The 15398-nt window shown below is 72.9% G+C and carries 10 protein-coding genes; 2 read left to right on the top strand and 8 right to left on the bottom strand.

All coding sequences use genetic code 11. The features are described from left to right. Positions 1-12: 12 nt before the first annotated feature. Complete coding sequence (locus DJ476_RS04795) at positions 13-930, top strand: pyridoxamine 5'-phosphate oxidase family protein (protein WP_103417544.1); 918 nt, start codon at positions 13-15, stop codon at positions 928-930. A gap of 34 nt (positions 931-964) precedes the next feature. Here DJ476_RS04795 and DJ476_RS04790 read toward each other — a convergent pair whose 3' ends face one another. Continuing rightward, positions 965-1705 carry a TetR/AcrR family transcriptional regulator gene (locus DJ476_RS04790; protein WP_112489924.1) on the bottom strand — a complete coding sequence of 247 codons (741 nt, stop codon included), beginning with the start codon at positions 1703-1705 and terminating at the stop codon, positions 965-967. A gap of 821 nt (positions 1706-2526) precedes the next feature. Between DJ476_RS04790 and DJ476_RS04785 the strand changes: the two genes are divergently transcribed. After that, a complete protein-coding gene (locus DJ476_RS04785) occupies positions 2527-4146 on the top strand; it encodes an AfsR/SARP family transcriptional regulator (RefSeq protein WP_112492438.1) in 1620 nt (539 codons plus the stop codon). Between the two features lie 77 nt (positions 4147-4223). On the opposite strand, the gene DJ476_RS04780 is transcribed toward DJ476_RS04785, so the two are convergent. The 7 genes from DJ476_RS04780 to dapF are packed head-to-tail and all read right to left on the bottom strand — an operon-like array spanning position 4224 to position 15388. Further along, positions 4224-5543 carry an MFS transporter gene (locus DJ476_RS04780; RefSeq protein ID WP_053558675.1) on the bottom strand — a complete coding sequence of 440 codons (1320 nt, stop codon included), beginning with the start codon at positions 5541-5543 and terminating at the stop codon, positions 4224-4226. Beyond that, positions 5540-6355, bottom strand: coding sequence for a thioesterase domain-containing protein (locus tag DJ476_RS04775; RefSeq protein WP_112489923.1), 816 nt, complete (start codon positions 6353-6355; stop codon positions 5540-5542). The genes DJ476_RS04780 and DJ476_RS04775 overlap by 4 nt, the downstream gene beginning before the upstream one ends. Continuing rightward, entirely contained in the window at positions 6352-8736 is a 2385-nt protein-coding gene (locus DJ476_RS04770; RefSeq protein WP_112489922.1) for a non-ribosomal peptide synthetase, read from the bottom strand. Before DJ476_RS04770 ends, DJ476_RS04775 begins: the two co-directional genes overlap by 4 nt. Then, a complete protein-coding gene (locus DJ476_RS04765) occupies positions 8733-10181 on the bottom strand; it encodes a serine hydroxymethyltransferase (RefSeq protein ID WP_112489921.1) in 1449 nt (482 codons plus the stop codon). The genes DJ476_RS04770 and DJ476_RS04765 overlap by 4 nt, the downstream gene beginning before the upstream one ends. Beyond that, the gene (locus DJ476_RS04760; protein WP_112489920.1) at positions 10174-13353 is read right to left on the bottom strand and encodes a non-ribosomal peptide synthetase; all 3180 of its coding nucleotides are present in this window, start codon (positions 13351-13353) and stop codon (positions 10174-10176) included. Before DJ476_RS04760 ends, DJ476_RS04765 begins: the two co-directional genes overlap by 8 nt. A gap of 2 nt (positions 13354-13355) precedes the next feature. After that, a complete protein-coding gene (locus DJ476_RS04755) occupies positions 13356-14489 on the bottom strand; it encodes a pyridoxal phosphate-dependent aminotransferase (protein WP_112489919.1) in 1134 nt (377 codons plus the stop codon). Continuing rightward, positions 14486-15388, bottom strand: coding sequence for a diaminopimelate epimerase (gene dapF, locus DJ476_RS04750; RefSeq protein WP_318294360.1), 903 nt, complete (start codon positions 15386-15388; stop codon positions 14486-14488). Before dapF ends, DJ476_RS04755 begins: the two co-directional genes overlap by 4 nt. Positions 15389-15398 lie beyond the last annotated feature (10 nt).

Here is a 15398-nt window from a genome sequence, read left to right as displayed (position 1 = left end):
GCGGGAGCGACCATGGCCGACTACCACCACGGCGAACTCGCCGTGCAGCACCGGGCCGGACTGCGCGACCCGGCGGCCGGTTCGCTCCGGGCCATCCGGGACGCGGTGCCCGAGGCCGCCGCGCTCTTCCTCGCCCGCCAGCCGATGATCGTCATCGGCGCCGCCGACGCCTCCGGGCGGCTCTGGAGCACCCTGCTCACCGGCGCCCCCGGCCTCCTCGCCGTGCCGGACCCCCGCACCCTGACCATTGCCGCCCGGCCCGCCGCCGACGACCCGCTCGGCGCGGTGCTCCGGGAGAGCGGCACCCGGGTCGGCATGATCGCCATCGAACCGGCGACCCGCCGCCGTATCCGCCTCAACGGGGTCGCGCGGCCCGAGGGCGACGGCGTACGGATCGCCCTCGACCAGGTGATCGGCAACTGCCCCAAATACCTCCAGAAACGGGAGTACGCCCTGCTCCCGCCGGACCGGGGCGGCCGCCGTACGGCCGTCCGCAGGGGCGAGGCGCTGACCACCGTCCAGCAGCTCACCCTCGCCACCGCCGACAGCTTCTTCATCGCCACCGCCTCCCCGGACGGCGACGCCGACGCCTCGCACCGGGGCGGCAACCCCGGCTTCCTCCAGGTGCTCTCACCCACCCGGCTGCGCTGGCCCGACTACGCGGGCAACGCCATGTTCCTCACCCTGGGTAACCTCGAACTGGGCCCGGGGGCGGGGCTGTTGGTGCCCGACTGGGAGACCGGCGACCTCCTCCAGCTCTCCGGCACCGCCCACACCGTCTGGGACGGCGCCGAGGCGGCCGCCGTACCGGGGGCGCAGCGCCTGGTGGAGTTCCGTGTCGAGGCCGTCCAGCAGACGCAGGACGCGGTACGGCTCCGCTGGAGCGACCCGGACTTCTCGCGCTTCAACCCACCGGTGGCGCACGGGTAGTCGGGCCGTCGCCCACCGGTCGCACAGGCGTGGTTCAGCAGCACGGACAGCCCTGTACGGCCTCCGCCCCGGCCCCCGCCACCGCCGCCCTCTCCCCGGCCCCGCTCCCCGCCTTCTGCTCCAGCAGCCCGGCCACCACCGCCTCCAGGCCCTTGCGGTGGTCGTCCCGGGCGGTCAGCCCGGCCCACCGTCTGCCGACCGCGTTGAGCCGGGGGAAGTCCACCGAGTCCAGGAATTCCAGGGCGTGTTCGCGGTGCTCCGGGCGCTCGGCCCGCGCCTGGACGCGCTCCCTGCCGGCCCGGATGGCGAGGACCCCCGCGGTGTAGTGCCAGATCACGCGGTACGCGTACACGGCGTCCTCCAGGGCCATCCCGCACTCGACCGCCGCGTCCACGATGTTCTCCACGATCCACAGCGCGGACTCGCTGACGAAGTCGTCGAAGGAGAGCACCTCCGCGATCCACGGGCAGTCCGCGAGCAGATCGTGCAGCACCTGGGCGGAGGCGAGGAGCCGTGTGCGCGGGTCGCTCGGCAGCACGGGGCGGGGGTAGCGCCGGGCGTGCGCGTCGAGCAGGAGCAGCAGCAGCTCGTCCTTGTCCTGCACATGGTGGTAGAGGGCCATGGCCGTACTGGACATCTCCCGGGCCAGTCGGCGCATGGAGAGCCGCTCCGGACCCTCCGTGTCGAGAATGCGCTGTGCGGCGACGAGGATCGCCTCCTGGGAGAGGCGGGGCGGGCGGCCGGTCCGGCCGGAGCGTTGTCCGCGGGGCTCCATACATCCATCTTTCTTCGCGAGGCAACCTGCGAACCGGCCGGATCGGGCCGAATCTTCCGGCCATGGAGGCGAATCCGTGTCCTGGGCAGGGAAGGCGGGGGGCATATGCCGTTCGGGCGAAATAGCTGGAGGGGAAAGCTTGACAGAAGCGTGCTGCACATAAACTGGACGGCCGGGGAATATTCGGCCACCCCCGATGAAGTGCGCGAACGCGTCGGGATCACCTCGCGAATCGCCACGGAGCCGCCCCCCAGGGCGAGTTGGGCCCTTGAGGCGGCGCGGAAAAGGCGTCAGTGACAACCCACTATCGCCCCGCTACTGTTACCTTACGCGTACGTTTCAGGGATACAGGAATGGCCGGAAGAGAGGCGCCTGAAGTGGTCATCGACGGCGAGGCCGTGTTGATCTTCGGGGCGGGTGCGGATCGGAAGAGGAATTGTGCCGCCCGGAATCCCGTCGGGTGTCTGCATTCCGCCCGATGTCCTTCGACCCGCCGGGAAACCGCCGGGGAGACGCCCACGCGGATCGTGATCCCGCGGGCGTGTCCGGCCCACCGGCCCTGAGCCGTGCGTGCCCGGATGCCGGGCACGACCACCCGGAGCCGCCCATGGGTCCGGGGCTCCGTCGCGGCGCCTCCCGGGGCGCCCCACCGGGACCTGGCGCGAGCCGCCCCCCGGACACCAGCTGCCGGCCACCGTACCGAGGCGGTGCCGTGCGCACGCAACACGATCACAGGAGGCGACCGAGTGTTGGCCACGTCGGGGGAACCGTTGCGCATACAGCTCTTGGGGCCGGTACGTGTCTGGCGGGACGGCCAGGAGGTGCCTCTCGGCCCTCCCAAGCAGCGCGCGGTGCTCGCCCTGCTCGCCAGCCGGGCGGGCGAGGTGGTCGGGGTCGACCACATCATCGACGCGCTCTGGGACGGTGACATCCCCCAGACCGCGACGAACGGCGTCCACACCTATGTGGCCGGGCTGCGCCGCGCCCTGGAGCCCGGGCGCGGGAGGCGGGCGGCGGGGTCCATCCTCACCTCGGTCTCCGGCGGCTACTGCCTGCGGATGGACCCCGAGCAGGTGGACGCCACGCTCTTCGCCCGGCGCCACGCGCGGGCCCGCAGAGCCCGGACCGGGGGAAGCCCGGACGAGGCCGTACGGCGGTACGAGGAGGCCCTCGCGCTCTGGCACGGCGACGCGTACTCGGGGGTGCCGGGCCCCTTCGCCGCCGTGGAGCGCACCCGGCTGCGGGACCTGCGGCTGACCGCCGTCGAGGAGTGGGCCGCCGACATGCTGGAGGCCGGGCGCCACGCGGAGGCGGTCACCGAACTCTCCGCCGCCGTGGGCGAGGAGCCGCTGCGCGAGAAGCTGCGCTGGCTGCTGATGCTCACCCTCTACCGCAGCGGCCGCCAGGCGCACGCGCTGGCCGTCTACACCGAGACGCGGCGGCTGCTCAACCGGGAGCTGGGCATCGAGCCCGGCGCCGAACTGCGCAGCCTCCACCAGCAGATCCTGGCCGGACACCCCCGGCTCGGACGGGGCGGCGGACCGACCGTGCCACCCCGCCCCTTACGCCCCGCGAGCACCGCCCCCGATCTCTCCCGGCCCATCCAACTCCCGCCGCTGGCGCGCGGATTCGTGGGCCGGACGGAGGAACTCGGGCAACTGGCGGAGCTGTTGGACGACGAGCGGGGCGGTTACGGTGCCAGCACCCCCATCGCCGTCGTCGACGGGCCCCCGGGCGTGGGCAAGACGGCGTTCGTGCTGGAGCTGGCCCACCGGCTGCTGGACCGCTTCCCGGACGGACAGCTCTACGTGGACCTGTGCGGCACGGGCCGCCAGGGGAGGCCGCTGACCGCCTCGGACGCCCTGGAACAGCTCCTGGCCAGCCTCGGCGTCGAGCGCTCCCGGATGCCCGCCGACGTGGCGGGCCGCACCACGCTCTACCGCAGCCTGCTGCACGGCCGCCGGATGCTCGTGGTGCTCGACGAGGCGCTCGGAGCCGACCAGTTGAGGCCGCTCATACCGCGCGGCTCGTCCTGCGTCCTGGCCACCAGCCGACAGCGGTTCAGCGGACTGGCCGCCCGCGACGGCGCCCATGTCCTCACGATGGGCCCGCTCGCCGACCACGACGCGGCGACCCTGCTCACCAGCCTCTGCGGCGGCAGGCTCCGGGGTCAGGAGACGGCCGCGGTACGGCTGGTACGGCTCTGCGGCGGACTGCCCCTGGCCCTGCGCATCGCCGCAGAGGAGCTGGCCGCCAACCCCGCCGTCCCGCTCTCCGCCCTCGTCGAGGGGTTCGCCGCCGCCTGCGCGGAGCGCGAGTCGCCCCGGCACCGCGAGGCGGCCCTGATCCGGCTGGTCGAGTGGGAGGCCGGAACCGGGCGGGAGGCCCCGGCGCCGCCGACCCGGGAGCAGACGGACCTCCGTACGGCAGTCCTGCGCTAGGGGGTGTCTGCGGCAGCCGAAGACCGGTGGGGCGGACCCGGAGAACCGCGTCCGCCCCACCGGCACCTCCGCCACGGTCAGGCCGGCAGCTCCTCCGGACCCGTCGGCATCGTGCGCAGCTTCCCGACCGGCGACAGAATGATCGGCACGAGCATCGCCGCCGAGAGCACCCCCGCCACCCAGAGCGCCGCGTGCAGCCCCAGCACCCCGGCCAGCACCCCGCCGACCGGCCCGCCGAGCGCCCCGCCGCCGTACAGCAGCATCCGCATCGCGGCCGTCATCCGGCCCATCAGCGGCTGCGGGGTGATGCTCTGCCGCAGACTCACGATGATCACGTTGGAGATGCTGGAGCCGAAGTACTCCAGGAAGAACGAGGCCACGAAGAGCCCCACCAGCAGCCACGAGGGGCCGCCCGCCGCCGGGATCAGCAGCGGGCCCAGGAAGATGATCGAGACCGAGACCCGGTAGGCCGTCCCCACCGAGAGCCGGCGCACCACCATCCCGGAGATCAGCGCCCCGAGCAGCCCGCCCACCGCCGCCGCGCCCATCACGAAGCCGATGGTCGCCGCCGACAGCTCCTTGTCCCGCACCGCGTACAGCAGGAACAGCGACTGCACCATGGTCAGGAAGAAGTTGCAGGAGCAGCCGACCAGCCCGATCGCCCGCAGCCACCGGTTGCCGAAGACCCAGCGCAGCCCCTCCGCCAGCTCGGCGCGGAGCCGCCGCTTCTCGGTGCGGGGCGGCGGGTCCGGCTCGGGTGCCCGCACCAGCAGCAGCGAGATCACCGACAGGGCGTACGAGAACGCGTTGGCGGCCATCGCGGCGGGCGCCGAGAAGGCGGTGACCAGCGTTCCCGCGATCCCGGGCCCGGCCACATCGGCCGACGACAGGGTGGCGTTGAGCTTGGTGTTGGCCTCCAGCAGACTGCGCTTGTCCTTCACCAGCACCGGTACGTAACTCATCCAGCTGACGTCGAAGAGCACCGCCGCCGTGCCGACCCCGAACGCCAGCGCGTACAGCATCGGCAGGGTGAGCAGCTCCGCGTAGTACAGCAGCGGCACCAGGCCGATGAGGACCATCCGGACGACGTTGGCCCAGAGCATCACCGGGCGTTTGCGCACCCGGTCCACCCAGACCCCGAAGACCAGGGCGAGCGCCAGGAACGGCACCAGCTGGGCGAAGCGGAGCAGCCCCAGCTCCTCGGGCCCGACCTGGAAGACCAGGACCGCGGTGAGCGGCAGGGCGAGATTGGCTATCTGGGTGCCGTACAGCGAGAGCCCCTCGCCCACCCAGAAGACCATGAAGTCCCGGTTGTGCCAGAGGCTGCGCGGTGGCGGGGGCTCGGCCCCCTTGGCCGTCGCGGTGCCGGATTCCGTCCGGCCGCTGTCCTCGCTCACGCCGAAGTCCCCTCGCGCAGAGCCTGGTTGACGATGTCCGCGATGGCCACGAGCCCCGGCTCCCGCCAGATGGAGTGGTGGTCGCCCGGCACGGTGTGCTGGTCGAGCCGGGTCGCGTACGGCTCCCAGAGCAGCAGATGCGGCTCGGACTCCTCGGCCCTGACCAGGGTGGTCGGCCCGTCGTGGACCCCGTCGATCACATGGTCCACCATCGCGTGGGCATGGGCCCGGAAGAGGGTGAACCGCTCCAGCAGGAACTCCGCGTCGAACTCCTCCGGTACGGTCCCCGACTCCGCGATGGCCTCCAGCCGCTCCTGCGGGCCCGCCTCCGGGGCGAGCTTCGCGAGCGCCCGGTCCAGCTCGGGGGCCCCGCCGCTCACCAGCCCCAGGAAGTCGTGGAGGAAGTACCGCACGAGCGCGGGACCCGGCGGGAACGGCTGGGTGCCGGGCAGCGCCGCGTCGATCACCACCAGCAGCGGCACCTCCTCGCCCTCGGCGGCCAGCAGCCGGGCCATCTCGAAGGCCACCACCCCGCCCAGGGACCAGCCGAGCAGCCGGTAGGGCCCGTGCGGGCGGGCGGCCCGGAGCGTGGCCGTGTGCACCTCGGCCAGCTCCCTGATCGACCCGGCCGGTTCGTCGAACCCGTCGAAGCCGGGCGCCTCGAAGCCGAACACGGGGGTGCCGGCATCGAGCCGTGAGGCCAGGTCGGTGTAGCAGTACGGCGAGCCGGAGACCGGGTGGACGCAGTACACAGGCGGGCCGTCGCCGCCCGCGCGGAGCGGGACCAGGCTGTCGGTGGATGGGGCGGTCACCGTGTGCGGCCTCCGTCGTTCAGGGGTGCGGTGTTCAGGAGCTGGTCGATGGCGGCGGCGACACCGCCGACGGTGTCCCCGCCGTGGAGCAGACGTACGTTCACCTTGATCCCGAAGTGTTTGCTGAGCCGGCTGACCGCCCGCATGGACTGGAGCGAATCGCCGCCGGCCGCGAGGAAGGAGGTGTTCGCCCCGATCTTCGGGTTCGGCAGCACGGTGGCGAAGATATCCGCAACGGCCTTCTCCGTGGGGGTGTTCGGCGCGATGAACGCCGCCTCCCCGTCCTCCGGCGGCGGGTCCGGCAGCGCCTTGCGGTCGGTCTTGCCGTTGGGGGAGAGCGGCAGCCGGTCCAGGACGAGGACGACCCCCGGCACCATGAACTTCGGGAGCGCGCCCGCGAGATGGGCGCTGATCACCCGGGGCCGGACCGTGCGGCCCGGCCGCGGCACCACATAGGCGACCAGCCGCAGCTCACCGGCCGCGTCACCGCGGGTGGCGACGACCGCGTCCTTCACTGCGTCGTGAGACCGCAACACCGCCTCGATCTCGCCCAGTTCGATGCGGTGGCCGTGCACCTTGACCTGGAAGTCGGACCGGCCCAGCAGCTCGATCAGCCCGTCGGGGCCGTACCGGGCCACATCGCCCGTCCGGTAGAGCCGCTCCCTGATGACCTCGCCGCAGGACCAGTCGAAGAACCGCTCCCCGGTCAGCTCGGGCCGGTCGAGATAGCCGGTGGCCAGGCCGATCCCCGCCAGATGGAGTTCGCCCGCGACCCCGGGCGGCACCGGCTGGAGGGCGGCGTCCAGGATGTACGTCCGCTGGTTGGCCATCGGCCGCCCGTACGGGATGCTCGTCCACCCCGGGTCGACCTCGCCCACCTCGTACACCGTCGAGTGGATCGAGGATTCGGTGGCCCCGCCCAGCGCGACGAACCGCAGCCCGGGGGCCACCTTCCGTGTCCGGCCGGGCAGCGAGAGCGGCACCCAGTCCCCGCCCAGCAGCGCCAGCCGCAGATCGTCGAGCGGCGGTGCCCCGCCCGACTCCAGCTGCTCCACGACCAGTTCGAGGAGGGCGGGCGCCGAGTTCCACACCGTGATCCGGTGCGTGGTCAGCAACTCCGCCCAGTGCTGCGGGTCCTTGGCGAGCGAGGGCTCCGGCAGGACGACGGTGCCCCCGGCCGTGGTCAGCCCCAGGAACTCGTAGACCGACATGTCGAAGCTGGGCGAGGAGAGCGCGAGCACCCGGTCCCCGGGGCCCACGGAGTAGCGGGAGTTGAGGTCCGCGATGTTGTTCATCACCCCGCGGTGGCGCAGCGCGATCGGCTTGGGGGCGCCGGTCGACCCCGAGGTGTGGATCACGTACGCGAGATCCCCGGGCGCCACCCCGCTGGACACGTTCCCGGGCGGTGCGTCCGCCCACTGCTCCGCGTCCCGGTCCAGCTCCACGATCCGCGGCCCCACCTCCGCCAGGTGCGCGGCGAGGTCGCTCCGGGAGACGATCACCGCACACGAGGTGCCGGTGACCATCGCCGCGATCCGCTGCTGCGGATAGTCCGGGTCCAACGGCACATAGGAGGAACCGGACTTGAGGACACCGAGCGCCGCCACCAGCAGCTCGGGCGAGCGGTCCAGGCAGATCCCCACCCGGCCGCCGACGCCCGCGCCGAGCCCGCGCAGATGACGCGCCAGCCGGTTCGCCGCCGCGTTGACCTCGCCGTACGTCCACTGCTCCGCGCCCCGGACCAGCGCCACGGCCTCCGGGTCGGCGGACGCCCGCGCCTCGAAGGCCTCGTGCAGGCAGCGTTCATAGGGGAGTTCGGCCGCCGTGTCGTTCCACTCCAGCAGCGTGCGGCGCAACTCGCCGTCGGTGAGGAGCCGCAGCCGGGCCACGGGGACCTCGGGGCGGGCGAGGGCGTCCTCCACCACCGTACGGAAGTGGGTGAGCAGCCGCAGCACGGTCTCCTGGTCGAACAGGGTCCCGTCGTAGCGGAGTTGGACGGTGCGATGAGGGTAGGAGCCGCCGCTGCGCTCCAGCAGCACCAGTTCGAAGTCGGTCGGCTCCTCGCCGTCCGCCACCGGCTCGCGGCGCTCCCGGCCGGACCGGGCGAGGCCGGCGGGGGTCGTGTCCGCACCGATCGCGCAGCTCAGCCGGAAGGAGCCCGCACCGGGCGTGCGCGCGCGGAAGGCGAACTCCTCCTGGCCGGTGTACCGGTGGAGCAGCGCGGCGAACGCGGCGAGCAGCAGCTCCTCCGACGCCGCCCCGGCCGCCTTGTCGAGCACCACCCGCTGCCGGGCGGTGCACCCGGCACCCTCGCTCTGCCGCGGCCGGTCGGTGGGCAGCAGCGCGAGGGGCGCCGGGACGCCCCGCTCGTGAAGCGTCACGCCGCCCCTCCCGCCCGCGCTCCGGAGACCGCCGCCGCGGCCGTGCCGCCGGAGCCCGCCGGGGAGAGCCCGGGGAGCACCCCGTCACCGAGCACGCCTGCCACCGTGCCCAGCGGCAGAGGATGGCGCTCGCACAGCTCCGCCACCGCCGCCCGCACCGCGTCCCGCTCCCCGGCGTCGAGCACGTACTCCCGCTCGCCCCGGACCGTGGTGGCCTCCAGCACCCGGTGCAGCAGAGCGGCACAGCTGCGCATCCCGGCCGGGCCCATGCCGCGCTGGGCCAGGATGTTGGTGCCCAGCCGCAGCCCGCTGGTGACGAGCGGCGGCCGGGTGTCGTCCGGGACCCGGTTCCGGTTGGCGAGGATGCCGCACTCCTCCAGGGCCCGTTCCGCGACCACACCGGTCATGGGGCGGCCCGTGAGGTCGATGAGCACCATGTGGTTGTCGGTGCCGCCGGTCAGGACCCGGTGGCCCAGCGCCGACAGGGCGTCCGCGAGCGCCGCCGCGTTGTCGACGACCAGACGCATCGTCTCCTTGAACGCGGGCTCCGCGACCAGCGCGAGCGCCCGCGCCTTCGCCGCGATGGCCGCCGGGTTCGGGGTGCCCTGCGAGAGTGGGAAGACCGCCCGCTGCATCAGCCGCGACAGCGGGGTGCGGCCGTCCGGGCCGGGCGTCGCGTGCTCGCGCCCGATCAGGATCAGCCCACCGCGCGGCCCGCCCAGCTGCTTGTACGTACTGGTGGTCGTCGCGTGCGCCAGATCCACCGGCGTCGGGTGCTCCCCGGCCGCCACCAGCCCCGCGATGTGCGAGATGTCCGCGACCAGATAGGCCCCCACCGAGTCCGCGATCGCCCGGAAGCGCGCGAAGTCGAGCGTACGGGGGTGGGCGCTGGCCCCCGCGATGAGCACGCTCGGCCGGTGGCGCCCGGCCAGCGCCGCCACCTGCGCGTAGTCGATCCGCCCCTCACCGTCCAGCCCGTAGTGCACGGCCCGGTAGTGCATCCCGGTCACCGAGGCCGGGGAGCCGTGGGTGAGGTGCCCCCCGGAGTCCAGGTCCAGGGCGAGGATCGTCCCGCCGGGGCGGACCAGCGCGGCCAGCACCGCCTGGTTGGCCGAGGAGCAGGAGTGCGGCTGCACATTGGCGTACACCGCGCCGAAGGCGTGTCTGGCCCGCTCCACCGCCAGCCGCTCCACCAGGTCGAACTGCGCGGCCCCCGGGTGGTAGCGGGCCCCCGGATACCCCTCGGCCGTCACATTGGACAGCGCCGATCCGGCGGCCGCCAGCACCGAGGGGTCCGCGATGCTGGTCGACGCCACCATGGCCAGCGTCGCCCGCTGCTGCACCACCTCGGTGTCCAGCAGCCGCGCCAGCTCCGGGTCGGCCGCCCGCAGCGCGGCCGACCCCCGCTGCGCCAACTCCGCCTGCGGCGGAACGGGTTCAGGCACGGGAGGCCGCCTTCCCGGCCTTGGCCACCAGCTCGTCGATCGCCGTCGCCAGCGCGCCGACCGTGGCACCGCCGTACAGCAGCCGGACGTTGACCTTCACCTTGAAGTGCTTGTTCAGCCGGCTCACCGCCCGCATCGCCTGGAGCGAGTTGCCGCCCAGCTCGAAGAAGCTGGCCCCGGTGCCGACCCGCTCCTGGGCGAGGACGGTCCCGAAGACCTCGACGACCTTCTCCTCGGTCGGGGTGACCGGCGCGATGTACGAGTCCGCCGCACCGCCCGCGCCGACCGGGGCCGGCAGTGCCGCCCGGTTGATCTTGCGCGCCGGGGTGAGCGGGAACTCCTCCAGCTCCACCCACGCCGTCGGCACCATGTACTCGGGCATGGTCCGCCCCAGATGGTCCCGCAGCTCCGCCACCGTCGGGGAGGTGTCCCCGAGGACCGTGTAGTAGCCGACGAGCTGCTTCTCCCCGTCGTCCTCGCGGAGCAGCACCAGCGCCATCCGCACCTTGGGGTGGGTCAGCAGCCCCGACTCGATCTCGCCCAGCTCGATGCGCAGACCGCGCAGCTTCACCTGGTTGTCGAGCCGCCCGATGAAGTCGATCTGGAGGTCGGGTGTCCAGCGCACCAGGTCGCCCGTGCGGTAGACACGCCCCTCACCGAGGAACGGGTCGGGCACGAACTTCTCGTCCGTCAGCTCCGGCAGGTTGAGATAGCCGCGCGAGAGCCCCTCGTCCCCGCCGATCAGCAGCTCGCCCGGGACACCCACCGGCACCAGGTTGAACTCCTTGTCGACCACATAGTGCAGCCTGCTGAACTCCGGGCGCCCGATCGGCGGCGAGGACTTCCACTCCCGGTGCTCACAGAGGTACTCGGTGGTCGCGATCGACGCCTCGGTCGGCCCGTACAGGTTCACGAACATCCGGCCCGGCAGGTTCCACTTGTTGACCAGCTCGGCCGGAAGGGCCTCCGCCCCGCCCATGATGTATTTGAGGTCCGGGTACGGCTCCGCCTCCACCAGCGACAGGATCGCCGGGGAGAGCCCCGCGTACGTCACCCGCTGCTCGCGCATCAGCACCCCCAGCGACTCCGGCGATGACGCGTCCTCGGGCGCCACCAGCACCATCGCGGAGCCGCTGATCAGCCCGGCGAAGATCTCGCCCTGCGACATGTCGAAGGTGAGCGCGGGCAGTTGGAGCAGCCGGTCCGTGTGGCCCCACTCCCCGAAGGTGCGCCGGTAGGCCTCGACGAACATGCGCAGCCCGCGCTGCTCGATCATCACGCCCTTGGGCTTGCCGGTCGACCCGGAGGTGTAGAGGACGTAGACGAGCGAGGTCGGCTCGGTCCACTCCTCCAGCGGTACGTCGGTGGGCTCGGCCTCGACCGTCTCCCACTCGGTGTCGATCCGCAGCACCTCCCACCCGCTGGACGGCGGCAGATCACCGACGTTCGCGTCCCGGGTGATGACGAGCGGGGCGGCGGTGTCCCGCAGCATGTGGTCCAGGCGCGCGTTCGGGTGCGAGGGGTCGATGATCGTGTACGCGGCCCCGGAGATCATCACCCCGACGATCGCCACCAGCGCGTCGAGGTCCCGGTCCATGGCGATGGCCACGACCTGCTCCTGCTTGAGCCCCCGCGAGCGGATGTGGCGCGCCAGCTTGTCGGCCCGCCGGATCAGTTCCGCGTACGTCATCTCCTTGCCCCGGCAGACGGCGGCGACCAGCTCCGGGTGCTCCCGCGCGATCCGGGCGATGGTGGCGTGCACCGGCTCGGTCGGGTAGTCGAAGTCGGCCCCGCGCCCGACCGCCAGCAGCTCCTGCCTCTCCTCCTCGGTCAGCAGCGGCAGCTTCGAGACGGGGGTGTCGGGGTCGGCGGCGGCCGCGCCCAGCACGGTCCGGAAGTGCTGGACCATCGCCTCCACCCGGCGGCGGTCGTACAGATCGGTGGCGTACTCCACGATCAGCCGCAGCCGGTCCACGCCCTCGATGAAGCTGAAGGAGAGGTCGAAGCGGGAGCGGCCCCCGGAGACCAGGATCGATTCGGTCTCCAGCCCGTCCAGCTGGAGCGCGTCCCCGGTCGTCGTCTCACCCAGCAGCTGCACGGCGATCTGGAAGAGCGGGTTGCGGCCCGCGTCCCGCACCGGCTGCACCCGGTCGACGACATGGTCGAAGGGCACGTCCTGGTTGTCGTACACATCCAGGTTGTTGTCCGCGATCCGCTCGATCAGCTCCGCGAACGAGATCCCGCCCGAGAGGTCCGAGCGCAGGACCGTCATGTTGATGAACAGGCCGACGACGTCCTCCAGTTCGGGATCGGTACGGCCGAGCATCGGCACCCCGATCGCGATGTCGTCCTGCCCGCTGTACCGGGCCAGCACCACCTTCAGCGCGGCGGCCACCACCATGTAGAGCGAGGCGCCCTGCTCCTGGGCGAGCGCACGCGCCTGCTCCAGCAGCTCGGTGGGGAAGGTGACGGTGAACGTCTCCCCGTTACGGGTCGGCTCCGCCGGGCGGACCCGGTCGGCAGGCAGCTCCAGCGCCTCCAGACCGGCCAGCCGCTCCTGCCAGAAGTCCAGCTCGCTCTCCCACTGCCCCGAGGCGCGCTGCTCCCGCTGGCGCTCCACATGGTCGGCGTATGTGGCGGCCGGGGCGGGCAGCTCCGGGACGCGCCCTGCGCGCAGCTGCCGGTAGGCCTCGGTGATGTCCCGGCTGATCACCCCACCGGACCAGCCGTCGGTGACGATGTGGTGGTAGTTGAGGGAGAGGACGTGCTCCTCGTCGGCCAGCCGGAACAGCTGGAACCGGCGCACCGGCCCCGCCGCCAGGTCGAACGGGGTGTCCGCCTCGGCCTTCAGCGCCGCGTCGAGCGCCTGCTCCCGCTCCTCGGGGGAGAGCCCGGAGAGATCGGTGACCGGCAGCGGGGTGTCCTCGACGGGGGCGACGACCTGGTACGGCACGCCGTCCGCCGCGTGCAGGGTCACCCGCAGCTGGTCGTGGCGGGCGACCAGCAGATTGAGCGCCCCCTCCAGTGCGGGCAGGTCCAGCGGGCCGCGCAGCCGGTAGGCGGTGGGGACGTTGTAGGTGGTCTCCCCGGGGTTCATCTGGTCCAGGAACCACAACTGCTCCTGCCCGAAGGAGAGTTGCATACGGGACTCGACAGCGTCCGACGCGCTCATGGTCACAGGACTCCGTTCGGCAGATTGCTGGTCCGGCCACCGTGCGGTCCGGCGGACGGGGGAACTTGGGGGGCGGGGCGGAGCAGCGGTTCGAGCCGTCGCAGCCCCTCGGCCACGGCCCCGGGGTCGCGGGCGAAGCAGATCCGGAAGCCGTCGAAGGCGCCGAGGGTCTCGCCGGGCATCAGCAGCACCCCGGCGTCCAGCACCCGGCGGCAGAGCGCGAGCGGCCGCTCCCCGGTGGTCAGCCGGAGCCAGGCGAACGGGGTGTCCTCGGGCTCCACCAGCTCCACGGCGTCCGCGTTGCGCCGCGCGAACTCCCGTACGAGATCAAGGCCTTGGCGGGTGATCTCGGTGTACCGGCGCAGATAGCGGTCGCGGTGGTCCAGCACATCGCAGGCCAGCGTCTCGCAGAGCACCGAATTGGCGATGGTGGAGAGGAACTTGCGGCGCGCGCACCCCTCGACCACCTCCGGCGGCCCGTACAGCCAGCCGACCCGCAGGCCGGGGAAGCCGTACACCTTGGAGAGGCTGGAGACCGAGATCACCCGGTCGCTGCCGACGGCTGGGGAGTCCCTGAGGTCGAGCGCGTACTCCTCGTCGAGCAGCAGATAGGCGTCGTGCCGCTCGGCCAGCGCCAGCAGCCCCTTGAGGTCGCTGTCCGCGATCCGCCGACCGGTCGGGTTGCAGGGCGTGTTGGCGACGATCAGCCGCAGCCCCGGACCGGCGAGCGCGGCGGCGGCCTCCACGTCGAAGGTGAGGTCGTCGCGGTAGGGGGCGCAGTCGACCCGGCAGCCCAGGTCGGCGGTGATGTCCCAGGACTGCTGCCACCCCGGCCGGTAGACGATCACCTGGGCGCCGGGGGAGAGCAGGGAGGTGTAGACGAGGTAGAGGGCCTGCTGGGCCCCCTGGGTGATGAGGACGGAGGCACAGTCGCCGCCGTAGAGGTCCGCGACCCGGTCGCGCAGCGCGCCGATGCCCCGGTCGTGCCCGTAGTCCAGCTCCAGGCCCGGGGGGACGGAGAGCTGGTCGAGCCGGCCCGGGATCATGTTGCTGTCCCCGAGGTCGATGTCGAAGCGTCCGGCGGCGTCCTCGAAGACCCAGCGCTGCATGGGGTATTCGCCGGTGGTGGTGGTCATCGGGCGGCCTCCGGGGTGGGGTCGAGCAGGGCGCGCAGGGCCGGGGCGAAGTCACCGGTCGCCACCTGCCGGACCTCGCCGGTCAGGGTCACCGCTCCGTCCGCCGCGAGGGTCACGGTCACACTGCCGCCGGGCATCCGGACCTCCACCCGGTCGTCGCAGAGCCCGAGTCGGCGGGCGGCCGATGCGGCGGCGCAGGCGCTGCTGCCCGAGGCCAGCGCGTAACCGGCGCCGCGCTCGTACACCTCGATCGCCAGCACGCCCCGGCTCACCACCCGCAGGAACTGCACATTGGTGCGGTGCGGGAAGCGGGCGTGCCCGGCGATCCCGGGGCCCAGGTCGCGCGCGAGTTCCGGGGTCGGCTCGTCGACGGGGACCACGGTGTGCGGGTTGCCGTTGTCGAGGGCGGTCACCGTGAGCTTGTGCTCTCCGACCGTGAGCGGCACGGAGAGCGTGGAGCCCTCGGCGGGGGTGCCGTCCTCGTTCAGCAGCGGCAGGGCGGCGGCGTCGAATACCGGTATGCCTAGCCCCACTTGGACGGTTCCGGCCGCCCGGTCCAGGATCCGTACGGGGCTGTCGCCCGCGGTCGTCCGGAGCGTGAACGGATCGCCCGTCGCCCAGCTCCCCGCATCCCGGTCGGCCAGGTGCAGGGCGAACATGCGCAGCCCGTTGCCGCTGCGCCCGCAGACCGAGCCGTCGGAGTTGAAGAGGGCCAGCGGGACCGGGACCCCGGGGCGGGGCTCCTCCAGCGGGCCGTGCACCACCCCGTCCGCGCCGATGCCGAAGTGCCGGTCGCAGACGAGCCGTACGGTCTCCGGGGTGACGGGGAAGCCGGTGGAGCGGGGGTCGATCACCACGTAGTCGTTGCCCAGTGCCTGATACTTGAAGAAGTCGGTCATGACTCGTCTC

The organism is Streptomyces bacillaris (genome assembly GCF_003268675.1).
Lineage (GTDB): Bacteria > Actinomycetota > Actinomycetes > Streptomycetales > Streptomycetaceae > Streptomyces > Streptomyces bacillaris.
The sequence above is the reverse complement of the archived record's forward strand: the minus strand, read 5'-3'. Positions and strand labels throughout refer to the sequence as shown.

Excerpts from the sequence above, each read along its gene's own strand:
- DJ476_RS04795 (WP_103417544.1), top strand. The coding sequence starts at position 13 with ATGGCCGACTACCACCACGGCGAACTCGCCGTGCAGCACCGGGCCGGA.
- DJ476_RS04790 (WP_112489924.1), bottom strand. The coding sequence starts at position 1,705 with ATGGAGCCCCGCGGACAACGCTCCGGCCGGACCGGCCGCCCGCCCCGC.
- DJ476_RS04760 (WP_112489920.1), bottom strand. The coding sequence starts at position 13,353 with ATGAGCGCGTCGGACGCTGTCGAGTCCCGTATGCAACTCTCCTTCGGG.
- DJ476_RS04755 (WP_112489919.1), bottom strand. The coding sequence starts at position 14,489 with ATGACCACCACCACCGGCGAATACCCCATGCAGCGCTGGGTCTTCGAG.
- dapF (WP_318294360.1), bottom strand. The coding sequence starts at position 15,388 with ATGACCGACTTCTTCAAGTATCAGGCACTGGGCAACGACTACGTGGTG.